Genomic DNA, 25,238 nt, shown 5'->3' with positions numbered 1-25,238 from the left:
AAAACTTGAGGCTCGGTTAAAATCTTTTATTATAATTCATTATAAACTGACACGCTTCCCGTATAGCACCTGCTCCGGAATTTTTAGATAATACGATATCCGCATGTTGCTTTACTACATCTGTAGCATTGTTAGGGGCTAAAGACCAACCAACACTACATATATTAGTTAAATCGTTAACATCGTCACCTACATAAGCAACATTGCTTAGCGTAATACCTTCTTTTAATATAATATTATTAAGTAATGTATACTTGTCTTTAACTCCTAAAAATACATTCTCAATTTTTAGTTTTTGCATCCTTTTAGTTACAAGTTGTGAATCTTCTGATGTCATTATCATGACTTCAACATTAAATTGTCTTAAAATCTCAAGTCCCATACCATCACGCATATCAAAGCTTTTAGTATGTTCTCCATCTTTAGTATAGGTGATTGTTCCATCTGTAAAAACCCCATCGACATCTAACACTACATGCGTTATTTTTTGTGATTCCTTCGCTCGTTTTTGTCTTTCTATCAACAAACTTTCAACCGCTACCCAATCAGACTCGGTATCAATTTCCATTAAAGATTCATCTGCCATTTTTACAATAGCAATGTTATCTCCTAATCTATTTTTATTCTTTTTTAATGCAGGTTTAGTTGTAGTATAAACAGCTCCATTCTCAACCAATAATCCTTCAAAGTCTTGACGACGCGGTCTATCTAAAGGATTATAATTTATAGGAGTTCCATCTTCATTCCATAAAAACCGATGTGTATTTACTACCGTTAATACAGAGTCATAGTTACTATTAAGTTTATTTAAACATGAATTAATATCTTCTCTTTTTGTAAATGGTGATGTTGCTTGTAATAAACAAAATACATCAAAACCATAATTTATAGATTCACAAAATTCCAACATAGCAAATTCAGTAGATACTTTATCTCCAGCACTTTCTTCACTTCTTAAAAGTGCTTTTACTTTTGGGGTCCAGTGATACTCTTTTTTTATAAAATCAATAATATCTTGATCATCGGTATAAACATATACTTCGTCCAAATCAGAAAAAACAGCTTCTCCTAAAACCCAGGTAAATAAAGGCCTCCCTACCATCTTTCTCTTATTTTTATTAGAAATACCTTTAGAGCCTTTTCTTAATGGAATAAAACCAATTTTCTTCATTTTCATTATAACATAACTTGTTCTTAGTTATCGCTAAAATACACTTTTTTTCGGATGAAATACTTTAAAACAGGATGAAAAGTAAAAGCCACCATATAATTATCTAATTAGGAAATAAAATGGAATATCCAGATTTCCCTTCTCTTTTATAATTCCTTTCAATAATCTCTTTTTCGAAAGTAGACACTTTATCTAAGCTTACTTGAGGTGAAATAATAAAAAAGATTGGTTTAGTTTCATCTTTCAACATAGATAGAGCTAAACTAATTTCCTCTTCGTGGTCTAAATCCATTCTATAAGTTTTAAAAGGTATTTTTTGTTCTTTAAAAATATAATTATACATATAACTATTCAACCCATAAAACACAACTTCGCTTTCAAGCTTCTTGTATTTCTTATAATCTGATGCTATTGATTCAGACAAATCTACTCTAGTTTTTGTTGATAATATACCATTGATGTATGGTAATTTATAACATGTAGTAAGTTGACTATGATTCTTATCCATAAACTTGATACTAAACCGTTCTTTAACTGCTAATGGGGCCAAAAAACATAATATTATTATAAAAAATGACTTAGCTTTAAATTCAACAATATTATATAGGAATGGAAGGAAAACTACAAATATACCGCTATACTTCAACCCTGACTTAGATCCCATCGAAGGAACAAACAATAACGAGATTAATGTTAAGATTACAATAGTATTTAGTGGTATTTTTTTTTCTCTCTTATAAGAATAAAATAAATGTATTATACTAATAGAAAATATTAATGCTCCCATAAAAAGAGATACTCTATCATTATAGCTCGAACCATAAATATATTCGTAAAAAAGGTAAAGTCCAGATAACATAGATAAAGCATAAAACCATACATTATACTTTTTTGGTTTCAAATAAATACACAAAGCATAAAAGGCTATTATTACAAAAGTATTTCTTAAAATTTTTCCCAGATGGTATACATATGTATTAATCAATTTAGAGACCCCATGTTGCTCACCCGTATCCGATAAAGCTTTAATAAATGCCTCTTTAAATAATATAAAAGAGTTATAAGATAACAAGACTAACAAACCGTAAACTATTGCAGTACTTAACAGGAAAACTGAGATATGCTTTATAAAATTTGTGTTTTTAAAATAAAAACTCTGGTAAGCTATGATTAGAAAAATGATAGGTAATAGTACAATATTCGGAAATCTAAAAGCTATACTGAAAGCTATAGATATACCTAATAATAATAGATTTTTATAATTACACTTCTTTAAATAGTTTATAGTTAATATCGTTACTATTATTATTGATAAAAAAGAAAAAGAGTCATATCCTAATATGTTCCAATTCATTAATGTAAAAAAAACGTTAACGACAATCAATAAAACGTAAAGGTATAACTTCTTCCATGCTTCTTTTATTAAATAAATAGGAGATAAAAGCATAAAAATATACAATAGCATATTAAGAATTCTAAAGCTTAGAATATGCTTTCCAAATATCAAACTCCATAAATAACCAAATTTATACGAAAGAAAAGCTAAAGCATACGGATCATTATAAACCATTCTTGTTATATGGAAAAATGAATCTTGAGTATCTAAACCAAAAAAAATGAAATAAAACTGATATACTATTATTATAAAGAGGAGACCGATTGTTCCCAAAACAGCCATTTTTCGATTTTTAATCTCAAGATGTTTTAACGTCTTAACCTTATCAATAAAAACCATATTTTTTAAAACTTTTCAGGCTTATTAGAAATAAACTTAATGGTAAATAAAAACCTCTTTATAATGTACCACAGATCAATAAAAAAATGCGTTATTAATTTATATGAAGACATTAGAAAGCCTTTAAATGCACTTGCAATATTTACATCTTGATGCCATAACTGATAATTACCAATAACATCACTTTTAAACCTAAAGAATTTTTGTTTCCTGGTTCTTTTTATTTCGTAACTAAAAATAGACTCTACAAACTCTATTTTGAAACCGTTTTCAATCACTCTTTTAGACCATTCTTTGTCTTCAAAAGTTGCAACATCAGCCCTAAAAGGATGCTGTTTCCAAACTTTTTTATTAAATGCAGAACCAGAAAAAATCAAACCTGACCTATTTGGATCTGTTTGCGATGACACTTTACCTATAAAATTTCTATAATCGTTTGGACTATGCAAACATCTGAGTCCTGCCAAGTCCTCTCTCCCTTTAAATTTTTCTACAATAAGTTTAAAAAAATCGTGGCTTACCGGATATGAGTGCGCACTAAAAATTACAACAATATCATTAGAAGCTTCGTGTGCCGCTAAATTAGCACTACCACCATAACTAAAATCCCTTATGGTGACAAACCTGGCTCCAAATGATTTGCTTACTTCTTCGCTTCTATCTGTTGACAAATTATCAATAACAATAATTTCTGAAATATCGTTTTGATATCTTTCCGTGAGGTTTTTTAATAAAAACGTAAGTGCGTTATCCTGATTTTTATTTCTAATTACAACTGATACCATCCTTAGTTCTTATAATTTATTGATGACTAATCTAATGCTTTTCAAATCTTCTGAAATACTATAATTGTAATGATAATTACTATAAAAATTTATGATATGAAATAACAATTTATCGTTAATGGTTTTTAGTGAATAATACTTAGTATTGCTCTTTTTTAATTTCCTTTTAATCACCGATTTTAAAGACTTCTCAACAGCTTCATATATTTTAAAAGTATGTAATCCTGGTTCTAAACATGGTAATTCCTTAAAAAGAAAATAATCAATTTCAACCTGCTTATTGCTTATTAGTTTGATATTATTTTTTTTATGCTCAACTAATTTTTCGTAATCTTTTTTGGATTGTGTTTTTCCGAAATTTTCATTATTGATAACTGTTCTTTTTTCTTGAGCAGCCTTTTTTAAATAAAAATGATTAAACTGTACTATTCCAGATACCTGCAACGATTTACTCAACGTTTTAACTTCCTTATTTCTGTAAGTTTCATGCCATTGATGCAACATCAAGACTTCTTTATTATAGAAATTAACATGTCCTCCTGCATTTTTCAGTCTTATATGAAAATCTGTATCTTCTGAACCCCAAAAATGATAAAACTCATCAAAACCTCCAATTGCTTTAGCTGATTCTACAGAACACAAAGTTAAGCCTGTTGCTTTCTCATTACTTTTAAACTTTATTGTATAATCTTTAAAGTTTTTAGTTGTTCTTGATTCTTCTTCACTTAAAAAACCTACTTGAAAATAATAGGCCTCATTATTCCTTAATAATTTTAAAGCCTTTTTAATAAAGTTTAAATGAAAAATCATATCAATATCTGCAACAAAAAAATATCCAGATTCTAAACTTTTCAATACGCTATTAATAGCTTTAGATTTATTCCAGGGTTGTTGCTCAGTATATAAGTAACTATATTTTACAGAGCTGTACTTAACAAGTAAATCTTCAACCTGTTTAGTGTATATTTTATCAGAACCATAGTTCACAAAATAAACCTCGAAATTTTTACTGGTTTGCTTTTCCAGAGACTCCAAAGAGTTTTTTACTCTTTGAATATCTCTATTGCGATATGGATATATTATTGAAAACATTAACTTTTTATCTTATCAAAAACATAAATTGTTTGATTTCTCCATTCATCTATTTCAATCAATTTGAAATTATTTTTTTGAAAGATATCCAAAATCTCATCATTTGTGTAAGCATTAACCCAACCGTTAATTTTTCGATTCTTTAAACTATTGAATTTATCAAATGTACCGTATGATATTATAAATCTGTTCGTTTTCGACGATAACTTAGATATTAAACCTGGTAAGTCATAAATATACTCTAAAACACCGCTAAAAAAGATCACATCTTGAAGCTTAAAGTCTGGAATCGTCTGATTTAAATCACAAACAATAGTACCTTCTCCTCTATCTACAATATCTGATGGTGTATAAACTACCCCCTTAGGTAAAAATTGTTTTAAAGCTAATTTTGCTGCTCCAAACTCCAAAACATTATCATGTGGTTGAATCCACCGCGACATGATTTCTGTACGTTCATTCCAATCTTCAAAAAGCCATTTTTTTTGCTTCCATCTATCTACGTCTGATTTATTTTGTTTGGTGTTTTTATTTGTAACCACCCTACGTTTTAAATCGGCAATTTTATTATAATAGTATTTATAGAGTTTCATTAAAACTAGTATTAAACAAAGTTATTTACTTTATCAGAACTTAAACCTTTTCTTAAATAATAGGCCTTTCTTATTTTTTTTCGAGCAATTATTTTTTTAAAAAATACATTTTTCAAAGCATGCTTGAATTTAGACTTTTTTAAAATTGGAGCCTTAAATAAGAATTCTTTTTTATTATTTTCCTTTAAACCATCAAATAATTCTAACATCCATGGCTCTATTTTATTTCCTAAATGGTAGGCATAATTATTATAAGTTGCCAATCTGTATCCGTCATAATACATTGAAGGTTGGTCTAAATACAAGCCTTCACTGTCTCCACCTAATTTATATTTTGAATTTTTATCTGGAATGCTTTTAAAAATTTCTCTCTTATAAGTAACAGTACAATGGTTACAACCTACAACTGCTTTTAAATCACTATTTGAAGCATCAACAGTCATAATAACATCTTTCCATTTTTCATCTAACCACTCCCACCCAATACTTTTAGCAAACCTAGTTAATGCTTCCGCATTTTTCACTTCAGAAAACCTTATCTTTTTTGAAAAGAAATAATCAAAAATAATATTAGATGTATAATGGTTTTGCGTTCTAAAAACTGGCATAGGGCTTACTGCCGAAGCCTTAGGAAATGCTTCAAATATTTTCATGACTTCATTTTCCCAATTATTTAAAAATAAAACATCAGCATCAGTAATTGTTAAAAAGCGCTCGTCTGAAGTTCTTAAAACTTTCAAAATACAGTTTATTTTGCCTATTTCATCTGTTTCAATAATAAGTTCATTTATTAAGCCCTGCTCATAAAGCGCTAACAGTTTTTTATTAACTGATTCACTACTGCCATTACTCACAACAGAAATAACCACATTAGAACTTGCTGTTTTATTTACAGACAACAAGCACATTTTAAAAATCGAAAATGAATCTTTATAATAATCTGTTTCATGAGGAATATACAAAGGCATAATAACTCTATGATTACCAGATCTTTTTTCAATTAACTTATCTCTTGATACATTTTCTCCTACTCGCATATATAACCTTATAAGCTATTTCTTTAGCATTTTTTTAAATTGATTATAAATTTTAAAAAGTATATTTCTTTTCACTTTTTCGTTAAAGGCTTTAAACTTTAAATAATCTTTATAAACAAATATAAAGTTTGGAAATGTATTTATATACAAATCTATATGCTTCTTATAAACATAGTTATAAAGTGAAAAATAAAATTCACCATCTGTATAAAATCTATTGGAAAGTGAGTTAGATTCATGCTTTCTATATATAAACAAAAGCTCAGGTATTTTATAAACCTTACCATTATTTTTTAATAATCTAATCCAAAATTCCCAATCTTCAAAAGACTTCAAGTTTTCATCATAGCCATTTATTGCTTTCCATGTGCGTTTTTTAAAAGCCGAACAATGTCCAAAACAATTTTGCAGCAATAGTTGATTATAATTATAATTTGGCAAAATCAATTCTTCATTTTTCACACCAAACAACTGAATTCTTGAACAAACTAATTCTAAACTTGGGTTATTATTAAATGCTTGAATTATTTTTTCTAAAAATGAAGGATGAATTTTATCATCTGAATCCAATGGTAGTATATATTCACTATCACTTATTGCAATCCCTGCGTTTCTAGCACTAGGCAAACCTCCATTGTCTTTATATATATACTTGAATCGTTTATCTTTTTTTACCCATTTTTCCGAAACCTCATCAGTATTATCTGGACTACCATCATTTACAATAATACACTCCCAATTATTAAGAGTTTGATTCAGAACAGACTCTAAAGTTTCTGTTAAAAAATGAGCTTGATTATAACAAGGTATTACTACAGAAATTAACGGTTTATTATTCATTTATTAATATACTAAATTCATAACTACTCTAAAATGACTTCTAAACTTATTCATCCCAATTCTCCTTAAATTAAATAAATTGGTATTCAAAAAAAACATTAACAGTAATATATATGTTTTTTGTTTAAAATTATAAATTTTAGAATTAAACAAACAAAACAAAACACGATTAGAAATTATTCTATTTTTATTAAAATTAGGAGTAAGAAACTGCAAGACTATTTTACAGTTAAATTGTGTCAAATATTTTTTATGTTTTTCTAAATCTAGTTGATTTAATTGAGTTTGGTTAAACTCAATTAATGATATCAAATTTAAGTTCACGGTTTTTTCACTGAAAGATTTTTTATCATTTAAACGATAATAATTATCAATTTTATTTATTCTATAACAATTATAAGGTTTTGCCAATAATATTTTTATGTGATAATCTATATCTTGTAATCTCATTAAATTTTCATCAAACTCAAAATCTTGAATGGTTTCTTTTTTCCAAAGCACACTCATTATAGTCCAAGGAAATTTATAACTTAAAAAAAGATTTAAATATTTTTCTGAACTAAAATCACTTGGAAACTCACAAATTGGCTTGTTATAAAAAACATTATCTTTAATATAAGACGAATTAGCTATAACAAAATCTATACTTTTTGATGTTTTGAAAACATGTAATCGATTTTCTAAACAGGTGTTTTTTAAAATATCATCCGAATCTAAAAATAAAACATAATCACCTTTACTTAGTTTGTGTCCATAATTTCTGCAAGCATTGGCACCTTTTTGTTTTCCTGAAGGTCTGTTTTTAATTGAAAATCTAGAATCTTTAATTGAGTATTCTTTAACTATGTTTGTAGTATTATCAGTAGAACCATCATCAACGATGATGCATTCCCAATTGGTATAGGTTTGTGCCAAAATACTATCTAAAGTTTCGCTAATTAATTGCGATCGATTGTAAGCGGGAATGATTATAGACACCAATGAATCCATTAATTCAAACAAGTTTAGGGTATTTAGCTAATATAACAAATGATAGTCAATAGCCTACACTTAATTAAGCCGATTCAATAGTTTTTTGCAAAACCTCCAAATGTTTATCTAAATTAAATTGTGCTTTAATTTTAGCTTTTCCAGATGCTCCCAGTTGTTTTACTAAAATTAAATTAGTTATTAGTTTTAACATGTTTTCATACATCGTATTTACATCGTGTTCATTAGATAATAATCCTGTTTCCCCATGTTCAATAACATCTGGAATGCCCGCGTGAATTGTTGAAACAACAGGCAACCCTGCTGCACTAGCTTCTAAAATTGCAACTGGTGTACCTTCACTATCGCCATCAGCAGCAATAATAGAATGTTGAACAAACGCTAAAGATTCTTTTAATAAATCAATATATTCGTCTCTATTAATTATGCCTACAAATTGCACATTATTCTGCAAGCCATACAATAAAACTAAGTTTTTACAAGTATTAAGCAAACCACCATCCCCTGCCATAATCAACTGAGCATCAGAATGTAACTCCACTACTTTTTTAAAAGCTAAAATAGTATAATATGGTGCTTTTTTATTAGTAAACCTTCCTACAGAAATAAATTGTTTTTTTGTGAATTTTGGTTCTATTTCAAAAAAAATGTCATGCGGCGTACAAGGGTTATAGACAACTTTTTCTACATCACACCCCAAAGTAATGAGGTTTCTATGCATTTGTTGAGAAACTACTATAACTTTGGAAGCATACTTAAACAGCTCTTTATAATTATTATGTTCTTCAATAATACTTTTAACGCTAGCATCATAGCCATGAAAATGAACTATTAATGGTAATTTTAAAGACTTGCAGATATTAAGAATTTTATGTCCTGTTGGACCATATTGTGCTAAAACGGCTTGTATTTTATTCCTTTTTAACGATTTTAAAAAAGCTGTCTCTTTTGCTGTAAATTTATTGAAACCTAATAATCGTTTTAGCTTATTAACTATTGAAATATAAGGCGTTAATAATAATCCGTAGTTTTCTAAATATTTGGGTAATGTACCGTCGTAATAATAAAACACCTCACCTTTTAATCCATTTTTTTGCTCTTGGATAAAGGTCTCAGAATACGAATTCTTTAAAGGTGAAATTATTGCTATTCTATTTTTTTGCAAATCCATATAAGCCAGTTATCATTTGTCCTTCTTTAAAAACTACTTTTTCGGCTTTACTTTTTTTAATTAAAACCTTAATTATAGGTTTAAAAATAAAAATAAGCCATTTCCTTTTTTTGCGTGAAATAGGGCCTCTTTTAATCCATAATGCAAGCATTTGTGCCATAGCCGCATGCCAGCCACCAGTGGCTTTAATTTGAATATCTTTAAATCCACTATTTTTTAAGTGTCGTTCTAAAGAAAACGGTGTATATCTACACGCATCGTTTGGAACTTCATGTAAAGGCCATAAAAATGGTACTGTAAAAAAGAAAGATCCACCTGTTTTTAAAACACGATAGGTCTCTTTTAAAATCACTTCTGGTTCATGGCAATGCTCTAAAACTTCTGTTCCAAAGGCGGAATGAAACGAATTATCTTCAAAAGGCATTTTAATAGCATCCCAAGTGTAATCTGGTTTCACAATACTATCATACTGCAATGCCGTCTCGATATCAAGTCCTGCATAGCTTTTAGTTTGCGAGTGCTTTAAAATATATTCTTTATAAGGCATTTTACCACATCCAATATCTAATAAATCGCCTTCAAATAAGTGAATATTTTCCACTATTGCTTTAAAAATGGCAGTACGAATAATATAATCATCTAAATTCGAACTAGCAAATGTGGTATTTATAAAATCGTTAATCATTTTTAATTAAATAAGTGTTTTATTGCGTTTATATTTTGTTCTATATCCCTCTTATCAATAACGTATTTGAATTGTTTTTCTGAAACAGCATTTGCAAACTCTTCATTTTGTAAAACTTTTTTACTGGCTTCAACAAACAACGATAAATCTTTAAAATGAGGAAACACTTCTTCTGTTTGGTTAATCTTTATATTTATTCCTGCATAAAAATCCCATAATAATAGAGGAATACCAGTTAAACAAATATCTAATGCAGCATAGCCAGCTGGTTTATTGTTATATCCTTGAAACCAAACTAAATCTAATCTTTCCTTATTAATTGATGCTTTTATATCTTTCTGGTGGCCTTTGAAAAATATCTTTTTAGATAATTGTAAGTGACTTATATACCTATCGTAACCTGCTTTTTTATAGTCGCCAGCTCCAAAAATATGTAATTCAACATTGGGCAGTTCATTTAACAAAATATGTAATGCATAAAAAAAAGGATCCAGAGGCTTTGATTTATTTAATCTGGTAAAAATCCCAATCTTTTTAACTTTATTATGCGACTCAAATTTCCAATTGTTAAACGCTTCACTTACTCTTAAACTTAGTAGTAATGGGATATGATTGTAATTAGTAAAACCTTCAAACTCATAATCAACTTCTTCTTGTTTATCAAATCCAGAAATAAACAAATACTTAACATCTTTAGGAAGGTTTCTATAATGTTCTCCTTGAAACCTGGCAGACATTATAAATATAATTACTTTTTCAAAATAGTTTTGTGATAAAATAGACGCTATACTTTGAAAAACATATTCTCCCATAAAAAACACACGAGTAAATCCATTAAGAAAAGTTTCTAAAGCTTTTCTCTTTTTCAAATTATTTTTATTCCCTTGTATTCTATTTGCTATTTTTTTTAATAACCCGCTCTTACTATTTGGTATAATATCTTCTAAAAAAAAAACAGTCGTTTTTATACCCAAGTGTTTTTCATAAAAAAAATCTGTAAAGTACTCCGAACTATTTAACTGAGATAAACACAATATGTTGACATCAATAGAACTCTTATCAATAACACTATCCAATTCAAACATTTCACGCTGTGCTCCACCATGATAGAAATCTGATACTAAAAACAATACTTTAGTTTTCATAAAAAGTAATTATACTATTTTTAATTATCACTTAATGATTAATAGTCCACTCTAATTTTGGTCTTATAATACCGTTAACCTTACCTAAATAGTTTGATTCTCTTTTAACGTCTTTAACTTCAAATGTAAGTAGCTCTGAATTTGAATACAAAGCCTGCATGTCGTTTGAATGAAAATATACATGTATTTGATAGATATCATCATTTAAAAAATTCGCAGGTATATGACATATCAATTCGGTCTCCTTATTAATATTACAAGGAAATTTATTCCCACTTCCAAAAACAATATCACCTTTTATGGTTTTTAAATCATATCCAATAGAAATGGTTTCGCTTTTTGTTAAATTTTTAAACTTAAAACGAACATTGATTGCAGAAGTAACATCTAAAACGGCTTCTTTGTTATCCAATGAAGCATTATCAACACTTGCTTCTATCAGCTCTATAAATTCATTCCCTTTTTCTCCTGCTTCAGCATCTTTAAAATCCACTGAACGCATAGAATAAACACTACTATTTAAATATTCATTAATGGCTTGAGTTGGGTTCCCTTCAGTAAAAACACAACCATCTTTTAAAACAATGACTCTGGTGCATAAAGTTTCAATAGCTGCCATATTATGACTCACAAATAAAACAGTCCTTCCCTCTCCTTTACTAATGTCCTGCATCTTTCCTATAGCTTTTTTTTGAAATTCAGCATCTCCAACAGCTAACACTTCATCAATGACCAAAATTTCAGGTTCTAAAAAAGCGGCTACAGCAAAAGCTAAACGTACTGTCATCCCAGAAGAATAACGTTTTACAGGAGTATCTATATAGCGTTGACACCCAGAAAAATCAATAATCTCATCAATTTTAGAGCTTATCTCAGCTTTTGTCATTCCTAAAATAGCACCATTCAAATAGATATTTTCTCTTCCTGTCATTTCCGGATGAAAACCTGTACCCACCTCTAGTAAAGAAGCAATACGCCCTTTGGTTTTAATTTCTCCGGTTGTTGGTCCGGTAACTTTTGACAAAATTTTTAAAAGTGTAGACTTTCCTGCTCCATTTTTCCCAATAATGCCTAAAACCTCTCCTCTTTTTACTTCAAAATTGATATCCTGCAAAGCCCAAACATAATCAGAACTACCTTTTGTACTTCTGTCATTAACATCTCCTACTTTTAAATAAGGGTCTTCCTTCCCCCTTAATCTACTCCACCAACGGTTTAAATCGTGACTGATTGTTCCTGTACCTATCAATCCTAAACGGTATTGTTTAGAAACATTTTCGGCTTTTAAAATAATATCATTCCCCATAGTTATAATTTAAAAAGGGCAGGATTCCATTAAATCTTTTTTACGTTGATCTAAACGAAAACCATCAGCTAATAAAACATCTTTATGCTCTTTTAATAATGTTTCAATTAAGGATTCATTAAGATTATTAGGTTCTATTAAAATAGTATCCTCAAATGGTACACCAACAGATTCATAATAATCATAAAATTTGACATTATCTCCAGATAATTTATCTGAAAACCTTAACCACAAAACTGGAATTTTATATGCTTGTGCAACTATTACTCCATGTAATGAAGACGAAATTATATTTTCACACTCTAAAATTTCGATAGTCGTTTCCTCTACACTATAAGTTAATAAATCAATAACCTTTACAGACGAATTATTTGAAAACGCAGCTTTTACATCTTTATAATCGACATAATGCGGTATGATACCAATTTTATATTTTTTCTCTATACTAGGGTTAAAATAGTCTGGTAATAATAAAGCAGGATCTCCGTAGCATTCTGGGCAATTAAACCCTTTCTCTAAAATTCTAGCTCTGGTTTTTGGGCCTCTGACAGCTAAAAACTTTGCATCTCTTATATTGTCTTCTTTTTTTATAATACCGCTCCCCCACACTACAGAATTTTTATTGGCAGAAGAAATAATACTACCTATAGCCAAATAGTGCTTAAATATACGTCTATACAATCGCTTAGATGGGTGTGTAACTGTGATGACTTTTTTGTTAGAAATTTTCTCAACAAGGTATTTAGACATTAAATCACCATAATTTTCTTTTCCGTTTTCACGTTTTTCCTGCCACCAAAAAAGTCTAATTTTCATAAGCTACTAAATAGTATCAATAAATGTTTTTTCTGTTTTATTAAAAACGATTAAACCTATAAAGAAAACGACTATACATATGACTCCTGTATAAATAAATTCGCTTATATTAAATGTTCCAGTTCCTAAAGTCATATACCTGAATAACTCAATAATCGTAGCCATAGGGTTATATTCAATAAATATACCTGCAAATTTAGGAATGCTACCATTTGCTACTTTCTGCTCAATAAGCTCCATTGGATACATAACTGCCGAAGCATACATAAGTAATTGAACTCCAAAACCTACTAAAAAAGTCAGGTCTCTGTATTTTGTCGTCATAGAAGATATAATCATCCCCAGCCCCAAACCTAAAAAGCCCATCAGAACAATTAAAACAGGTAAAAAAAGCAAAGAGATTTGAGGAGAGCAAGCCGATCCTTTATCTGTAAAAAAGACAAAATAAATATAAAAAGCAATAAAAACCAATAACTGAATGCCGAGCTTAATCAAGTTTGACACAATCGTAGACATAGGCATAATCACTCTTGGAAAGTACACTTTACCAAATATATTTTGGTTTTTTTTAAAAGTATCACTCGTTCCTTTAATGCATTCACTAAAATAGTTCCAAGAGGTTATACCTGCTAAATTAAAAAGAAAAGCAGGCATTCCGTTTCCCACTTTAATATCCGCAATATCATTAAATATTAAGGTAAATATAATTGAGGTAAATAAAGGTTGAATAAAATACCATAAAGGACCTAATACAGTTTGCTTGTAAAGTGTAATAACATCCCTTTTTACAAATAAAAATAGTAAGTCTCTATATCTCCATATTTCTCTAAAATTTAAATGTATTAAACTTTTTTTGGGTGAGATTGTATACAGCCACTGTTCTTGTTTCACAGCTTATTTTTTATTGAAGTTAATTTATTTAACGCGCTTTAATAATACATTACTTTTTAAAGAGCTTTATATTCTTTAGTCTTTCTTTTATTTTATCTGTAAAGCTTTTATCCTTATACGATTCATGGTAAGCATTACCATAAGTACCATATCCATATCCGTAACCATATCCATATCCGTAACCATAGTTATGACTAGCTTTATAGAAGTTTAGTATATAACTAATATTCCTTAATTCTCCAGATTTATGCTTTGCATTAACCAGTTCCAGCATACCTTTTTTAGTATAATTAAGCCTTATTATAAATAATGTAGCATCTGCATACTGTGATAATATCAAAGCATCGGTTACTAAACCTAGCGGGGGAGAATCAAGTACAATCATATCATATTCATTTCTTAAATCCGCAATAAGATCATGCATTGCATCACTCATTAACAATTCTGACGGGTTAGGCGGAATTGGTCCTGAAGTAATAACATTTAAATTATCAATATGACTTTTAAAAGTTACTTCTTCAAGCGTTTTATCTCCTATTAAATAATTAACAACACCAATGTTATTATCTATATCAAAATCACCAAAAATCTTTGGTTTACGTAAATCTAACCCTAATAATATGGTTTTTTTACCAGACAAAGCATAAGCACTTGCTATATTAATAGAGCAAAACGTTTTACCTTCTCCACTAACCGAAGAGGTTAGCATGATGGTACGTCCGCCTTTTTTATCCAACTTTTTATAAAAAAACTGTAAGCTTGATCTGACAGACCTGAAAGCTTCAGCTACTGCCGACTTTGGTTTGTCAAAAACAACTAAATTATTATCGTGTTCATATTTACCAATAAGGCCCAGAATAGGAATTTTAGATAGTCTTTCAACCTCATCTGTACCATGTATCGTATTATCTAATAAAAACAAAACAAAGACTAAAACTAAGGGACAAAAAAAACCAATCATAAAAGCCATCATATAATTAAGGTTCCTGTTAGGACCAATAGGTCCATTTCCTATATCCTTAGCTTTTTCAATTACTAATACATCAGATACATTGGCAGCCTTAATTATAGCAGCTTCACTTCTTTTGGCCATAAACACATCGTAAGACTCTTGACTTAAGGTTAACTTTCTCTGTATTTTAAGAAATTCTTGTTGATCCTCCGGTAATTTGCTTAAACGCTTTTCTAAGTTTAACTTATTAGTTTGAATAATTTGTTGCTGTATATTTATGGTTCGTTTTGTAGAGGCGATAGTTTCCAATAACACATTCTTTTCTGCATCAATACTGCCGTCTAATTCTTTAAGAGAAGATGATCCTTCCTGAACAAGTTGCTCTAACTCTTGACGTTCAATAGATAGAGCCGTTATTTTAGACACGCTTGCAGAAATATTATTTTCTTCAATACCTACTGATGTTGGCGCAGCTATTTTTGTATAATCTGTTTTTGTTCGTAAGTAATTCTCAAGAATGTCTAAATATTGTAATTTGGACTCATTAGCTTCTTTATTTAAATCTAATTCACTAAGTTTTCCTGACACTTCTTCCAACTCTTCACTAACATCAAAAACCTTATTTTTCTTTCTGAAAGCATTCATAGTATAATTTGCAGCTTTCAAAGTATCTCCTACAATACTTAAACTACTGTCTATAAACTTTATGGTATTAGTAGCATACAAATTTTTACGTTCCAAATCTGTTTGACCTAAAATTGCAGTAGTAGCATTTAAATAATCGACAATTTTGCCTTTATTATAGCCCTTAAGAGATAGAGTTAATATAGATGACGATGTTTTTGAATAAGGTCTTACAGAAACAGCCCCTTTATACCTATTTACAACACTATCAAAATTTAAAAACTGAGCAAAATATTGTGAATCTTCAACAATATTAGCATCTGGTCTAGTATATAAAGTAAATGATGTAAAAGGAAGTTCTACATATTCTCCTATGTTAAAAACTTTACTATATGAGCCTACAGGTACCGAAATGTTCGACATCGATTTATCACTATAATTTTGTCCTTTTACTTTATCCGATGGAAAATCAATATTTAATTCAAATTGTGAATCACTTAAAAACTTAATACTAATAGGTCTAGCTATAACATGAGGTTTAGCCTTATCTATTTTTATATAAAAAGGCGCTTTTTTATAAATATCAACCTTTCTGTATTCTCCTTGTTTTAAATACTGTACATAAAATCCCAAAGAGTCTACCACTTTTTCATTATGGCTTCTAGTTCCTATAGCAATCATAATTTTACCTACTTTACCAGAAACACCTCCCCAGTTAAAAGAGATACTAGTATTTGCAGCAAAAAAAGGATTCTGATCATTCTCAACAGACATAAGAGAACTTAATCTGTAAACATTTTGCTTTCTAACATTTATTGAATATGCTACTATTAAGCCTACGCCAATACATAATACAAACAATTTCCAGAACTTAAGAACTTTAAATAAAAACCCTTTAATATCAAAACTAACGCCTGGAGCCGTTGTTTCTGTACTATTAATATCTTCTATCTCGTCGTAAGGCATAAGTTATATTCTATCTACCAATAAAATTGTAGTTGTAATAAACGATAAAACGGTAGCTATAGCTCCCAAATTTTGTAAAACTGTCGTACCTGTTCCCCAAGATTTTTGCTTTAATGGTTTTACATAAATCATATCATTAGGTTGAATGTAATAATAGGGAGAATTCATAACACTAATATCTGTTAAATCTAAATGAAATATTTTTTGTCCCTGAGGAAATTGCCTGATAATTAGAACATCCTTCTTATCTCCAGTATCAGGGATATCTCCAGAATTAGCAATAGCTTCAAAAATATTTACACGGTCTTTAAAAATGGTTTTAGTACCCGTATTTCCTATTTCACCAGTTGTTGTGTATTGCAAACCTGTAAGCTTTACTGTTACAAAAATATCGTTTGCTGCTTTATATTCTTTTTCTAATAATTTTTTTTCAATGATCCCTTTAATTTCATTTGTAGTAAAACCTAAAACATTAATCTCACCTAATTTCGGCATCAATATATTCCCATGCAAATCTACTGTGAAACCATCAAAATAAGCACGTTCTAAACTACTTGCGTTCAAATCTCCTCCTTGACCAATAGGGTTAAAAATAGTTACTGTTTCCTGTTTAGCAGCCTTTATTCTAATATTCAATATATCATTAATCTGAACACGATAAGGTTTTTGTTTTTCAACAATAATTTGAGTAGAATCTGTTGCTTTACTTTTATTCTGAAGATAAATAGTATCTTTATAGGGTATACAAGATACAAATACCATATTTACAATCATTATAGCAACAAAAAAGCATTTCTTCATAAAGGTAAATTGATTTATCACAAATATAAGTTTTCGTCTTGAACAACAAAACTTATGTCTTATTTTTTAGTTTTTTATACGTTATTTGTAAAAAAATATCCTTTGAATTATTTAACAGTAGATAACATATCAAAATCCTACGGAGAGTTAACGCTTTTTGAAGACATTTCTTTTAGTGTACACAAAGATCAAAAAATTGCTTTTGTAGCAAAAAATGGAACTGGCAAAACGTCAATTTTAAATATAATTTCGGGTGATGATGAAGCCGACTCTGGTTCTGTAATCTACAGAAAAGGCATTGCAGTTTCATTTTTATCACAAGACCCAAAATTTGACAATAATTTAACTATTGAAGAAACCATTTTCGCAAGTGACAACGCCATTTTAAAAGTCATTTCTAATTATGAAAAAACCCTTTTAAACCCTGAAGATACAGAAGCATATCAAGCTGCTTTTGAGCAAATGGAGCAACACCAAGCCTGGGATTTTGAAACACTTTACAAACAGATACTTTTCAAATTAAAACTAAACGATTTAAATCAAAAAGTGAGTGTACTTTCTGGTGGACAAAAGAAAAGACTCGCTTTGGCCAACGCCTTAATAAACAAACCTGATTTATTAATTCTTGATGAGCCTACCAATCATTTAGATTTAGAAATGATTGAGTGGTTGGAAGCGTTTTTTGCCAAAGAAAACATTACCCTGTTTATGGTAACGCACGACCGTTATTTTTTAGAACGTGTTTGTAATGAGATCATTGAATTAGACGAAGGAAAGCTATATAGTTACAAAGGTAACTACTCGTATTATTTAGAAAAACGAGAAGCAAGAATCGAGCAAGAGTCTGTTGAAGTCGGTAAAGCAAAACAGCTATTCAAGAAAGAACTTGCTTGGATGCGACGCCAGCCTAAAGCCAGAACCACGAAATCGAAGTCGCGAATAGACGATTTTCAAGATATAAAACATCGTGCCCATCAACGAAGAAATGACCACGAAGTTCAGCTCGAATTAAACATGGAACGTCTTGGTAGCAAAATTTTAGAGTTTCATAAAGTTTCAAAGGCATTTAAAGACAAAACCATACTTGATAAGTTTGAGTATACCTTTCAAAAAGGTGAACGTGCTGGCATCATTGGAAAAAATGGTACTGGCAAAACCACATTTTTAAATATATTAACTCAGACTACACAACCAGACTCTGGTAAAGTCGTTAAAGGCGATACGGTTAAATTTGGATATTACACTCAAAGCGGTATCACTATAAAACCCGAACAAAAAGTTATTGATGTGATTCGAGAATTTGGAGACTATATCCCATTAAAAAAAGGTCGACAAATTAGTGCACAACAACTTCTGGAACGTTTTTTATTCAGCAGAAAAAAACAATATGATTTTGTTGAAAAATTAAGCGGTGGCGAACGTAAACGTCTATATCTATGTACTGTTTTAATCCAAAACCCTAACTTCTTAATTCTTGATGAACCTACAAACGATTTAGATATTGTAACACTTAATGTTCTTGAAAGTTTCTTATTGGATTTCCCTGGATGTGTTATTGTAGTATCTCACGACCGTTATTTTATGGATAAGGTTATTGATCATCTATTCGTATTTAGAGGTGAAGGTATTATAGAAGATTTCCCTGGAAATTACACCGACTATAGAGTTTATGAAGATAGCCAACCTGCAATTTCAAATGTACAAGAAGATAAAAAAGACAAAAATGCTTGGAAAAAAAATGATTCTAATAAATTATCTTACAATGAAGAAAAAGAACTTAAAAATATTGAAAGCAAATTAAATTCTTTAGCATTTGATAAGAAAGAGTTAGAAAACAAATTTAACAATCCAGAACTTACACAAGACGATATTAACAAGCTATCTGATGAATTACAAAAAATCATAGATACTATTGAAACAAAAGAAGAACGCTGGTTTGAATTGTCGTCTAAACTAGAAGGTTAATTTAATTTTTCACAAAGATGAGATGTAAAGAAACTATGTGTTTATAATTTACAAGACAACCAAACACTGAATACTGAATACTGAAATGTATCAAATCATTCAATACATAAAATTCTTAATAAGGTCTACCAATCAACATGGTGTGCATTCCCCTTTTGTTTATAATTTGGTTACTAAGTGCTTTTATGATAAAACTAGTTATGATGCTTACAAACACATTATAAACTACAAAAAAGACCTTCTAAAAAATAGAGAAAGTATTGAAGTCACCGATTTAGGAGCTGGTTCACAAGTGATGGAACAACGAAAACGTAATATTTCATCAATAGCCAAAAATGCGGGATCAACAAATAAAAGAGCAAAGCTCTTATACCGATTAGTAAATTATTCTAACCCTAAAACTATATTAGAATTAGGCACATCTCTTGGAATTTCAACGCATGCAATTAGTTTAGCTAATCAAGAAGTTAAAATTACGACTGTTGAAGGTTGTCCAAATATTTCGGAATTCTCAAAAGCAATGTTTCAAAAACATCGTTTAAATAACATTGATTCAAAAATTGGAGATTTTAGTGATGTCATAAATCAATTACCATCCAACAACTATGATCTTATCTTTTTTGATGGTAATCACCAAAAAGAAGCCACTTTAGAATATTTCGAAATGCTTTTACAGACTATAAATAATGACTCTATATTTATTTTTGATGATATTTATTGGTCTAAAGGAATGACCGAAGCATGGGAAAGCATAAAACAACATCCTAAAGTCACGGTAACAATCGATACATTTTTCTGGGGATTTGTATTTTTCAGAAAAGAACAGGTTAAGGAACATTTTAATATTAGAATTTAAGCTAAAAAAAATCTCAGATTTTTTAAACCCTGAGATTTTTTTAAACAAAAGACTGTTGATTATTTAATCAGGGTTACAGAATAGACTTTCTCAGTACAAATGAATTCGTAGAAAAAAACTTTTAACTTTTAATTTTTAACTTCTAACTTTGAAAATATGAAAATCTATACCAAAACAGGAGATAAAGGCACGACAGCATTATTTGGTGGTACTCGTGTACCAAAACACCATATTCGTATTGAAAGTTATGGAACAATTGACGAGCTAAACTCACACTTAGGCTTAATTCGTGATCAAGAAATTAATCAACAATACAAAGATTTATTAATTCATATTCAAGATAGACTTTTTACAGTTGGAGCTATTTTAGCAACCGATCCTGAAAAAGCCATTTTAAAAAATGGAAAAGAGCGCTTAAATATTCCTAAAATTTCTACTGAAAACATTGAACGCCTGGAAAAAGAAATGGATATAATGAATACTGAGCTTCCCCCAATGACACATTTTGTACTTCCTGGTGGGCATCAAACGGTGTCATTCTGTCACATAGCACGCTGTGTATGCCGTAGAGCCGAACGTTTGGCAACGGCTCTTAATGATATTGAGGACATTGAACCTAGTGCATTAATGTACTTAAACCGCCTTTCTGACTATCTTTTTGTATTGGCACGAAAGTTGTCTTACGATTTACAAGCAAATGAAATTAAATGGATTCCTGAAAAAGAATCTTAAATAAAAATAGCTTGCATAATATTAACAAAGCAACAATAATTTCACCTGTTTAGATTAAAAAAAGATACGTTCTTAAAAATTAATGATTAAATAATTCATTTTTTTCTTGTCTGTTTAAACTAAAAAATTATTTTTGCAAAAAATTAAACACAATAGAGAATGTATTGGACATTAGAATTAGCATCTTATTTAAGTGATGCGCCTTGGCCAGCAACAAAAGACGAATTGATAGATTACGCTATTCGAACGGGTGCACCGTTAGAAGTTGTTGAAAATTTACAATCAATAGAAGATGAAGGAGATTCATACGATTCAATTGAAGAAATCTGGTCTGATTACCCAACTGATGAAGATTACCTCTGGAACGAGGATGAATATTAATAAATAAGCATAAAGATATAGTTAAAAAGTCTCGATTTGAGGCTTTTTTTTTGTCTTAATATTTATAAAACAACATAACAAAATGTATCTTTGAATGCTTTACAAAAGCAATTAAGTCAAACATAACAAAAATTACTACTCATAGAATAATATCTGAGTAAAAATTAAAATATAAAAACATGAGTTTTTTAAATTCTGTACTAAAAGTATTTGTTGGCGACAAGTCCAAACAAGACGTAAAAGCCATCTACCCTATTGTAAATCAAGTTAAAACCTTTGAAGCAGCCTTAGAAGCCTTGTCTCATGATGAATTACGTGACAAAACAGTTGAATTTAAAGAAAAAATTGCCGAAGCTACTAAAAGTATCAATGAGCAAATGGCAAACCTTCTTGAAGAAGCAGAAAATACCGAAGACATAGACAGACGAGAAGATATTTATCAAGATATTGATAAGCTAAAAGATGATGCTTACAATGCATCTGAAGCAGTTTTAAATGATATTTTGCCCGAAGCTTTTGCTGTCGTAAAAGAAACAGCCAAACGTTTTGCAAACAATACAAATATTACTGTTACTGCAAATACGTTCGATAGAGAATTATCTGGAACAAAAGAGTATATCACTTTAGATAATGATAAAGCCATTTGGGCGAATTCTTGGGATGCTGCTGGAAAGCCCATCACTTGGGACATGATTCATTATGATGTACAACTTATTGGTGGTATCGCCATGCACCAAGGTAAAATTGCAGAAATGCAAACCGGTGAAGGTAAAACATTAGTAGCAACACTTCCTGTATATTTAAATGCGCTTGCTGGAAATGGCGTTCACTTAGTTACGGTAAACGATTATTTAGCAAAACGTGATAGTGCATGGATGGCACCAATTTTTGAGTTTCATGGTTTAAGCGTTGATTGTATTGATTATCACCAACCAAATTCTGACGAGCGTAGAAAAGCCTACAACGCAGATATTACGTATGGAACCAATAACGAATTTGGGTTCGATTATTTACGTGATAATATGGCACATTCACCAGATGATTTAGTACAACGTCCACATAACTATGCCATTGTAGATGAGGTAGATTCCGTTTTAGTAGATGATGCCCGTACACCATTGATTATTTCTGGACCAATACCTCAGGGTGAACGTCATGAATTTACAGAGTTAAAACCTAAAGTAGACGATATTGTAAGCGTACAACGTAAATATTTAACAGGTGTTTTAGCAGAAGCAAAGAAATTAATCAAAGCCGGCGACACAAAAGAAGGTGGTTTTCAACTGCTTAGAGCATACCGTGGTATTCCAAAAAACAAAGCACTTATTAAGTTTTTAAGTGAAGAAGGTGTAAAACAACTACTTCAAAAAACTGAGAACTTTTACATGCAAGACAACAACCGAGAAATGCCAAAGGTTGATGCCGAATTGTACTATGTTATTGAAGAAAAAAACAATCAAATTGAATTGACCGATAAAGGGATCGAATATATCTCCGGAAAAGATAATCCAGACTTTTTTATCTTACCTGAAATAGGCCTTGAAATTGCTAAAATTGAAAAACAAAACCTTTCTGCTGAAGAAGAAGCAAATTTAAAAGAAGACTTGTTTAAAGATTTTGGTGTAAAATCAGAACGTATTCATACACTTAATCAGCTTTTAAAAGCATACGCTTTGTTTGAAAAAGACACCCAATATGTGGTCATGGAGAATAAGGTTATGATTGTTGATGAACAAACGGGTCGTATTATGGATGGTCGCCGTTATAGTGACGGGTTACACCAAGCAATTGAAGCCAAAGAAAATGTAAAAATTGAAGATGCCACTCAAACCTTCGCTACTGTAACACTTCAGAATTATTTTAGAATGTACCGAAAATTATCTGGTATGACGGGTACTGCTGTTACAGAAGCTGGTGAATTCTGGGAAATCTATAAATTAGATGTTGTTGAAATTCCTACTAACAGACCAATAGCCAGAGACGATAAAGAAGATTTAGTTTACAAAACAAAACGTGAAAAATATAATGCGGTTATTGATGATGTTACCAAACTATCTCAGGCAGGTCGTCCAGTTTTAATTGGTACAACCTCTGTGGAAATTAGTGAGCTACTTGGCAAAATGTTAAGCATTCGTAAAATATCGCACAATGTATTAAATGCTAAACAACATAAAAAAGAGGCGGATATTGTTGATCAAGCTGGTAAATCTGGACAGGTAACTATCGCCACCAATATGGCGGGTCGTGGTACAGATATTAAATTATCAGACGAAGTTAAAGCTGCAGGTGGTTTAGCCATAGTTGGAACCGAACGTCATGATTCACGTCGTGTAGACAGACAGTTACGTGGTCGTGCAGGTCGTCAGGGAGATCCAGGAAGTTCGCAATTTTACGTATCGCTAGAAGATAACCTAATGCGCTTATTTGGTAGCGAACGTATTGCGAAAATGATGGATAAAATGGGACTGAAAGAAGGGGAAGTGATTCAACATTCTATGATCTCGAAATCCATTGAACGTGCTCAGAAAAAAGTTGAAGAAAATCAATTTGGTGTTCGTAAACGCTTATTAGAGTATGATGATGTCATGAACGCTCAGCGTGAAGTAGTTTATAAACGTCGTTACCATGCATTATTTGGAGAACGTCTTCGTGTAGACTTAGCAAATATGATTTTTGATACTTCTGAAGGCATTGCAGAAACAAACAAAGGAGCTAACGATTTTAAAAATTTCGAGTTTGAATTAATTCGTTATTTCTCAATGAATTCTCCAGTTTCCGAAGGAGAGTTTGGCAGCCTTTCCACTCAAGAAATAACATCTAAAATATACAAAGCTGCTTTCAAGCATTACAAAGAAAAAATGGCTCGCAATGCAGACATTGCATTCCCTGTAATAAAAAATGTATATGAAACACAGCGTGATAAATTTAAACGTATTGTTGTTCCATTTACAGATGGTATTAAAAGTTTAAACGTTGTTACCGATCTTGAAAAAGCTTACGAAACCAACGGTAAGCAATTAATAACTGATTTTGAGAAAAATATCACACTTGCCATTATAGATGACGCCTGGAAAACGCATTTACGTAAAATGGATGAGTTAAAACAATCTGTGCAATTAGCAGTACACGAACAAAAAGACCCCTTACTTATCTATAAGTTTGAGTCGTTTGAATTGTTTAAACTAATGATAGACCAAGTAAATAAAGATGTTATTTCATTCTTATTTAAAGGGGAGTTGCCACAAGAAACTCAAAACACAATTCAAGAAGCACGAACTCGTAAACGAGAAAGATTAAATACTCAAAAAGACGAAATCCCTAATCTGGATGAACGTTCTGCACAAAATAGAGCAGCTGGTAATACACAACGCCAAGAAGTTGTCGAAACGGTAGTTCGAGACAAGCCAAAAATAGGACGTAACGATCGCGTTACCATCAAACATGTTATGAATGGCGAAAACAAAACTGTTAAGTATAAACAAGCCGAACCATTAATCGCTAAAGGTGAATGGGTGTTGGTGGAAGAATAATCCTTGTTTAACTTTATATAATTTAAAAGAGACTGCCCAAAAAAGGCAGTCTTTTTTAATGCAATAATTTCAGTAAAACTGAACTTATTCAACAAAAAATATTGTGATTTAATCAAATACATGAATGCTTTTCAAAAAGCAATATATTTTATTATATCCCAAATTAATAACCAC

21 protein-coding genes are annotated in these 25,238 nt (G+C 30.3%); 5 read left to right on the top strand and 16 right to left on the bottom strand.

The features are described from left to right. Positions 1-16: 16 nt before the first annotated feature. From Q4Q39_RS03090 to Q4Q39_RS03015, 16 genes are all read right to left on the bottom strand, one after another. Positions 17-1,171, bottom strand: coding sequence for an acylneuraminate cytidylyltransferase (locus Q4Q39_RS03090; RefSeq protein WP_303280898.1), 1,155 nt, complete (start codon positions 1,169-1,171; stop codon positions 17-19). Positions 1,172-1,274: 103 nt separating this feature from the next. Beyond that, positions 1,275-1,679 carry a hypothetical protein gene (locus tag Q4Q39_RS03085; protein ID WP_303280897.1) on the bottom strand — a complete coding sequence of 135 codons (405 nt, stop codon included), beginning with the start codon at positions 1,677-1,679 and terminating at the stop codon, positions 1,275-1,277. A gap of 1,232 nt (positions 1,680-2,911) precedes the next feature. Next, on the bottom strand, positions 2,912-3,691 hold the full coding sequence (locus Q4Q39_RS03080; protein WP_303280896.1) for a glycosyltransferase family 2 protein: 780 nt from the start codon (positions 3,689-3,691) through the stop codon (positions 2,912-2,914). Positions 3,692-3,700: 9 nt separating this feature from the next. Then, entirely contained in the window at positions 3,701-4,783 is a 1,083-nt protein-coding gene (locus Q4Q39_RS03075; RefSeq protein ID WP_303280895.1) for a glycosyltransferase family 2 protein, read from the bottom strand. After that, positions 4,783-5,376, bottom strand: coding sequence for a class I SAM-dependent methyltransferase (locus Q4Q39_RS03070; RefSeq protein ID WP_303280894.1), 594 nt, complete (start codon positions 5,374-5,376; stop codon positions 4,783-4,785). The genes Q4Q39_RS03075 and Q4Q39_RS03070 overlap by 1 nt, the downstream gene beginning before the upstream one ends. 11 nt (positions 5,377-5,387) lie before the next feature. Then, a complete protein-coding gene (locus Q4Q39_RS03065) occupies positions 5,388-6,413 on the bottom strand; it encodes a glycosyltransferase family 2 protein (RefSeq protein ID WP_303280893.1) in 1,026 nt (341 codons plus the stop codon). 15 nt (positions 6,414-6,428) lie between these two features. Then, complete coding sequence (locus Q4Q39_RS03060) at positions 6,429-7,253, bottom strand: glycosyltransferase family 2 protein (RefSeq protein ID WP_303280892.1); 825 nt, start codon at positions 7,251-7,253, stop codon at positions 6,429-6,431. Positions 7,254-7,256: 3 nt separating this feature from the next. After that, positions 7,257-8,243, bottom strand: a complete 987-nt coding sequence (locus Q4Q39_RS03055) for a glycosyltransferase family 2 protein (RefSeq protein WP_303280891.1) — start codon at positions 8,241-8,243, stop codon at positions 7,257-7,259. Between the two features lie 64 nt (positions 8,244-8,307). Continuing rightward, positions 8,308-9,414 carry a glycosyltransferase gene (locus tag Q4Q39_RS03050; RefSeq protein WP_303280890.1) on the bottom strand — a complete coding sequence of 369 codons (1,107 nt, stop codon included), beginning with the start codon at positions 9,412-9,414 and terminating at the stop codon, positions 8,308-8,310. Further along, positions 9,395-10,099: a methyltransferase domain-containing protein gene (locus Q4Q39_RS03045; RefSeq protein WP_303280889.1), complete on the bottom strand. Its 705-nt coding sequence runs from the start codon at positions 10,097-10,099 to the stop codon at positions 9,395-9,397. Before Q4Q39_RS03045 ends, Q4Q39_RS03050 begins: the two co-directional genes overlap by 20 nt. 2 nt (positions 10,100-10,101) lie before the next feature. Then, positions 10,102-11,244, bottom strand: coding sequence for a glycosyltransferase (locus Q4Q39_RS03040; protein WP_303280888.1), 1,143 nt, complete (start codon positions 11,242-11,244; stop codon positions 10,102-10,104). A 31-nt stretch (positions 11,245-11,275) separates the two neighbouring features. Continuing rightward, positions 11,276-12,550 (bottom strand): ABC transporter ATP-binding protein, encoded by a 1,275-nt coding sequence (locus Q4Q39_RS03035; protein ID WP_303280887.1) that lies wholly within the window; start codon positions 12,548-12,550, stop codon positions 11,276-11,278. Between the two features lie 9 nt (positions 12,551-12,559). Further along, a complete protein-coding gene (locus Q4Q39_RS03030; protein ID WP_303280886.1) occupies positions 12,560-13,366 on the bottom strand; it encodes a polysaccharide pyruvyl transferase family protein in 807 nt (268 codons plus the stop codon). A 6-nt stretch (positions 13,367-13,372) separates the two neighbouring features. Further along, complete coding sequence (locus Q4Q39_RS03025; protein ID WP_303280885.1) at positions 13,373-14,257, bottom strand: ABC transporter permease; 885 nt, start codon at positions 14,255-14,257, stop codon at positions 13,373-13,375. A 49-nt stretch (positions 14,258-14,306) separates the two neighbouring features. Then, the gene (locus Q4Q39_RS03020) at positions 14,307-16,799 is read right to left on the bottom strand and encodes an exopolysaccharide transport family protein (protein WP_303280884.1); all 2,493 of its coding nucleotides are present in this window, start codon (positions 16,797-16,799) and stop codon (positions 14,307-14,309) included. Between the two features lie 3 nt (positions 16,800-16,802). Next, positions 16,803-17,600 (bottom strand): polysaccharide biosynthesis/export family protein, encoded by a 798-nt coding sequence (locus Q4Q39_RS03015; protein ID WP_303280883.1) that lies wholly within the window; start codon positions 17,598-17,600, stop codon positions 16,803-16,805. A 102-nt stretch (positions 17,601-17,702) separates the two neighbouring features. Between Q4Q39_RS03015 and Q4Q39_RS03010 the strand changes: the two genes are divergently transcribed. The 5 genes from Q4Q39_RS03010 (at position 17,703) to secA (ending at position 25,064) form a co-directional block, all read left to right on the top strand. Beyond that, on the top strand, positions 17,703-19,565 hold the full coding sequence (locus Q4Q39_RS03010) for an ABC-F family ATP-binding cassette domain-containing protein (protein WP_303280882.1): 1,863 nt from the start codon (positions 17,703-17,705) through the stop codon (positions 19,563-19,565). An 85-nt stretch (positions 19,566-19,650) separates the two neighbouring features. Further along, positions 19,651-20,421: an O-methyltransferase gene (locus Q4Q39_RS03005; protein WP_303280881.1), complete on the top strand. Its 771-nt coding sequence runs from the start codon at positions 19,651-19,653 to the stop codon at positions 20,419-20,421. Positions 20,422-20,577: 156 nt separating this feature from the next. Then, positions 20,578-21,153: a cob(I)yrinic acid a,c-diamide adenosyltransferase gene (locus Q4Q39_RS03000; protein WP_303280880.1), complete on the top strand. Its 576-nt coding sequence runs from the start codon at positions 20,578-20,580 to the stop codon at positions 21,151-21,153. A 159-nt stretch (positions 21,154-21,312) separates the two neighbouring features. Then, positions 21,313-21,534: a DUF2795 domain-containing protein gene (locus tag Q4Q39_RS02995; protein ID WP_019387375.1), complete on the top strand. Its 222-nt coding sequence runs from the start codon at positions 21,313-21,315 to the stop codon at positions 21,532-21,534. Positions 21,535-21,713: 179 nt separating this feature from the next. Then, a complete protein-coding gene (gene secA, locus Q4Q39_RS02990) occupies positions 21,714-25,064 on the top strand; it encodes a preprotein translocase subunit SecA (RefSeq protein WP_303280879.1) in 3,351 nt (1,116 codons plus the stop codon). The last annotated feature ends 174 nt before the right edge of the window (positions 25,065-25,238 follow it).

The sequence above is a fragment of the Flavivirga amylovorans genome (genome assembly GCF_030540875.1).
Lineage (GTDB): Bacteria > Bacteroidota > Bacteroidia > Flavobacteriales > Flavobacteriaceae > Flavivirga > Flavivirga amylovorans.
Note: the sequence above shows the minus strand (reverse complement) of the source record. Positions and strands in the feature narration are given on the sequence as shown.

Coding starts and splice junctions, on each gene's coding strand:
- Q4Q39_RS03090 (WP_303280898.1), bottom strand. CDS start 1,171: ATGAAGAAAATTGGTTTTATTCCATTAAGAAAAGGCTCTAAAGGTATT.
- Q4Q39_RS03085 (WP_303280897.1), bottom strand. CDS start 1,679: ATGGATAAGAATCATAGTCAACTTACTACATGTTATAAATTACCATAC.
- Q4Q39_RS03080 (WP_303280896.1), bottom strand. CDS start 3,691: ATGGTATCAGTTGTAATTAGAAATAAAAATCAGGATAACGCACTTACG.
- Q4Q39_RS03075 (WP_303280895.1), bottom strand. CDS start 4,783: ATGTTTTCAATAATATATCCATATCGCAATAGAGATATTCAAAGAGTA.
- Q4Q39_RS03070 (WP_303280894.1), bottom strand. CDS start 5,376: ATGAAACTCTATAAATACTATTATAATAAAATTGCCGATTTAAAACGT.
- Q4Q39_RS03065 (WP_303280893.1), bottom strand. CDS start 6,413: ATGCGAGTAGGAGAAAATGTATCAAGAGATAAGTTAATTGAAAAAAGA.
- Q4Q39_RS03060 (WP_303280892.1), bottom strand. CDS start 7,253: ATGAATAATAAACCGTTAATTTCTGTAGTAATACCTTGTTATAATCAA.
- Q4Q39_RS03055 (WP_303280891.1), bottom strand. CDS start 8,243: ATGGATTCATTGGTGTCTATAATCATTCCCGCTTACAATCGATCGCAA.
- Q4Q39_RS03050 (WP_303280890.1), bottom strand. CDS start 9,414: ATGGATTTGCAAAAAAATAGAATAGCAATAATTTCACCTTTAAAGAAT.
- Q4Q39_RS03045 (WP_303280889.1), bottom strand. CDS start 10,099: ATGATTAACGATTTTATAAATACCACATTTGCTAGTTCGAATTTAGAT.
- Q4Q39_RS03040 (WP_303280888.1), bottom strand. CDS start 11,244: ATGAAAACTAAAGTATTGTTTTTAGTATCAGATTTCTATCATGGTGGA.
- Q4Q39_RS03035 (WP_303280887.1), bottom strand. CDS start 12,550: ATGGGGAATGATATTATTTTAAAAGCCGAAAATGTTTCTAAACAATAC.
- Q4Q39_RS03030 (WP_303280886.1), bottom strand. CDS start 13,366: ATGAAAATTAGACTTTTTTGGTGGCAGGAAAAACGTGAAAACGGAAAA.
- Q4Q39_RS03020 (WP_303280884.1), bottom strand. CDS start 16,799: ATGCCTTACGACGAGATAGAAGATATTAATAGTACAGAAACAACGGCT.
- Q4Q39_RS03015 (WP_303280883.1), bottom strand. CDS start 17,600: ATGAAGAAATGCTTTTTTGTTGCTATAATGATTGTAAATATGGTATTT.
- Q4Q39_RS03005 (WP_303280881.1), top strand. CDS start 19,651: ATGTATCAAATCATTCAATACATAAAATTCTTAATAAGGTCTACCAAT.
- Q4Q39_RS03000 (WP_303280880.1), top strand. CDS start 20,578: ATGAAAATCTATACCAAAACAGGAGATAAAGGCACGACAGCATTATTT.
- Q4Q39_RS02995 (WP_019387375.1), top strand. CDS start 21,313: ATGTATTGGACATTAGAATTAGCATCTTATTTAAGTGATGCGCCTTGG.
- secA (WP_303280879.1), top strand. CDS start 21,714: ATGAGTTTTTTAAATTCTGTACTAAAAGTATTTGTTGGCGACAAGTCC.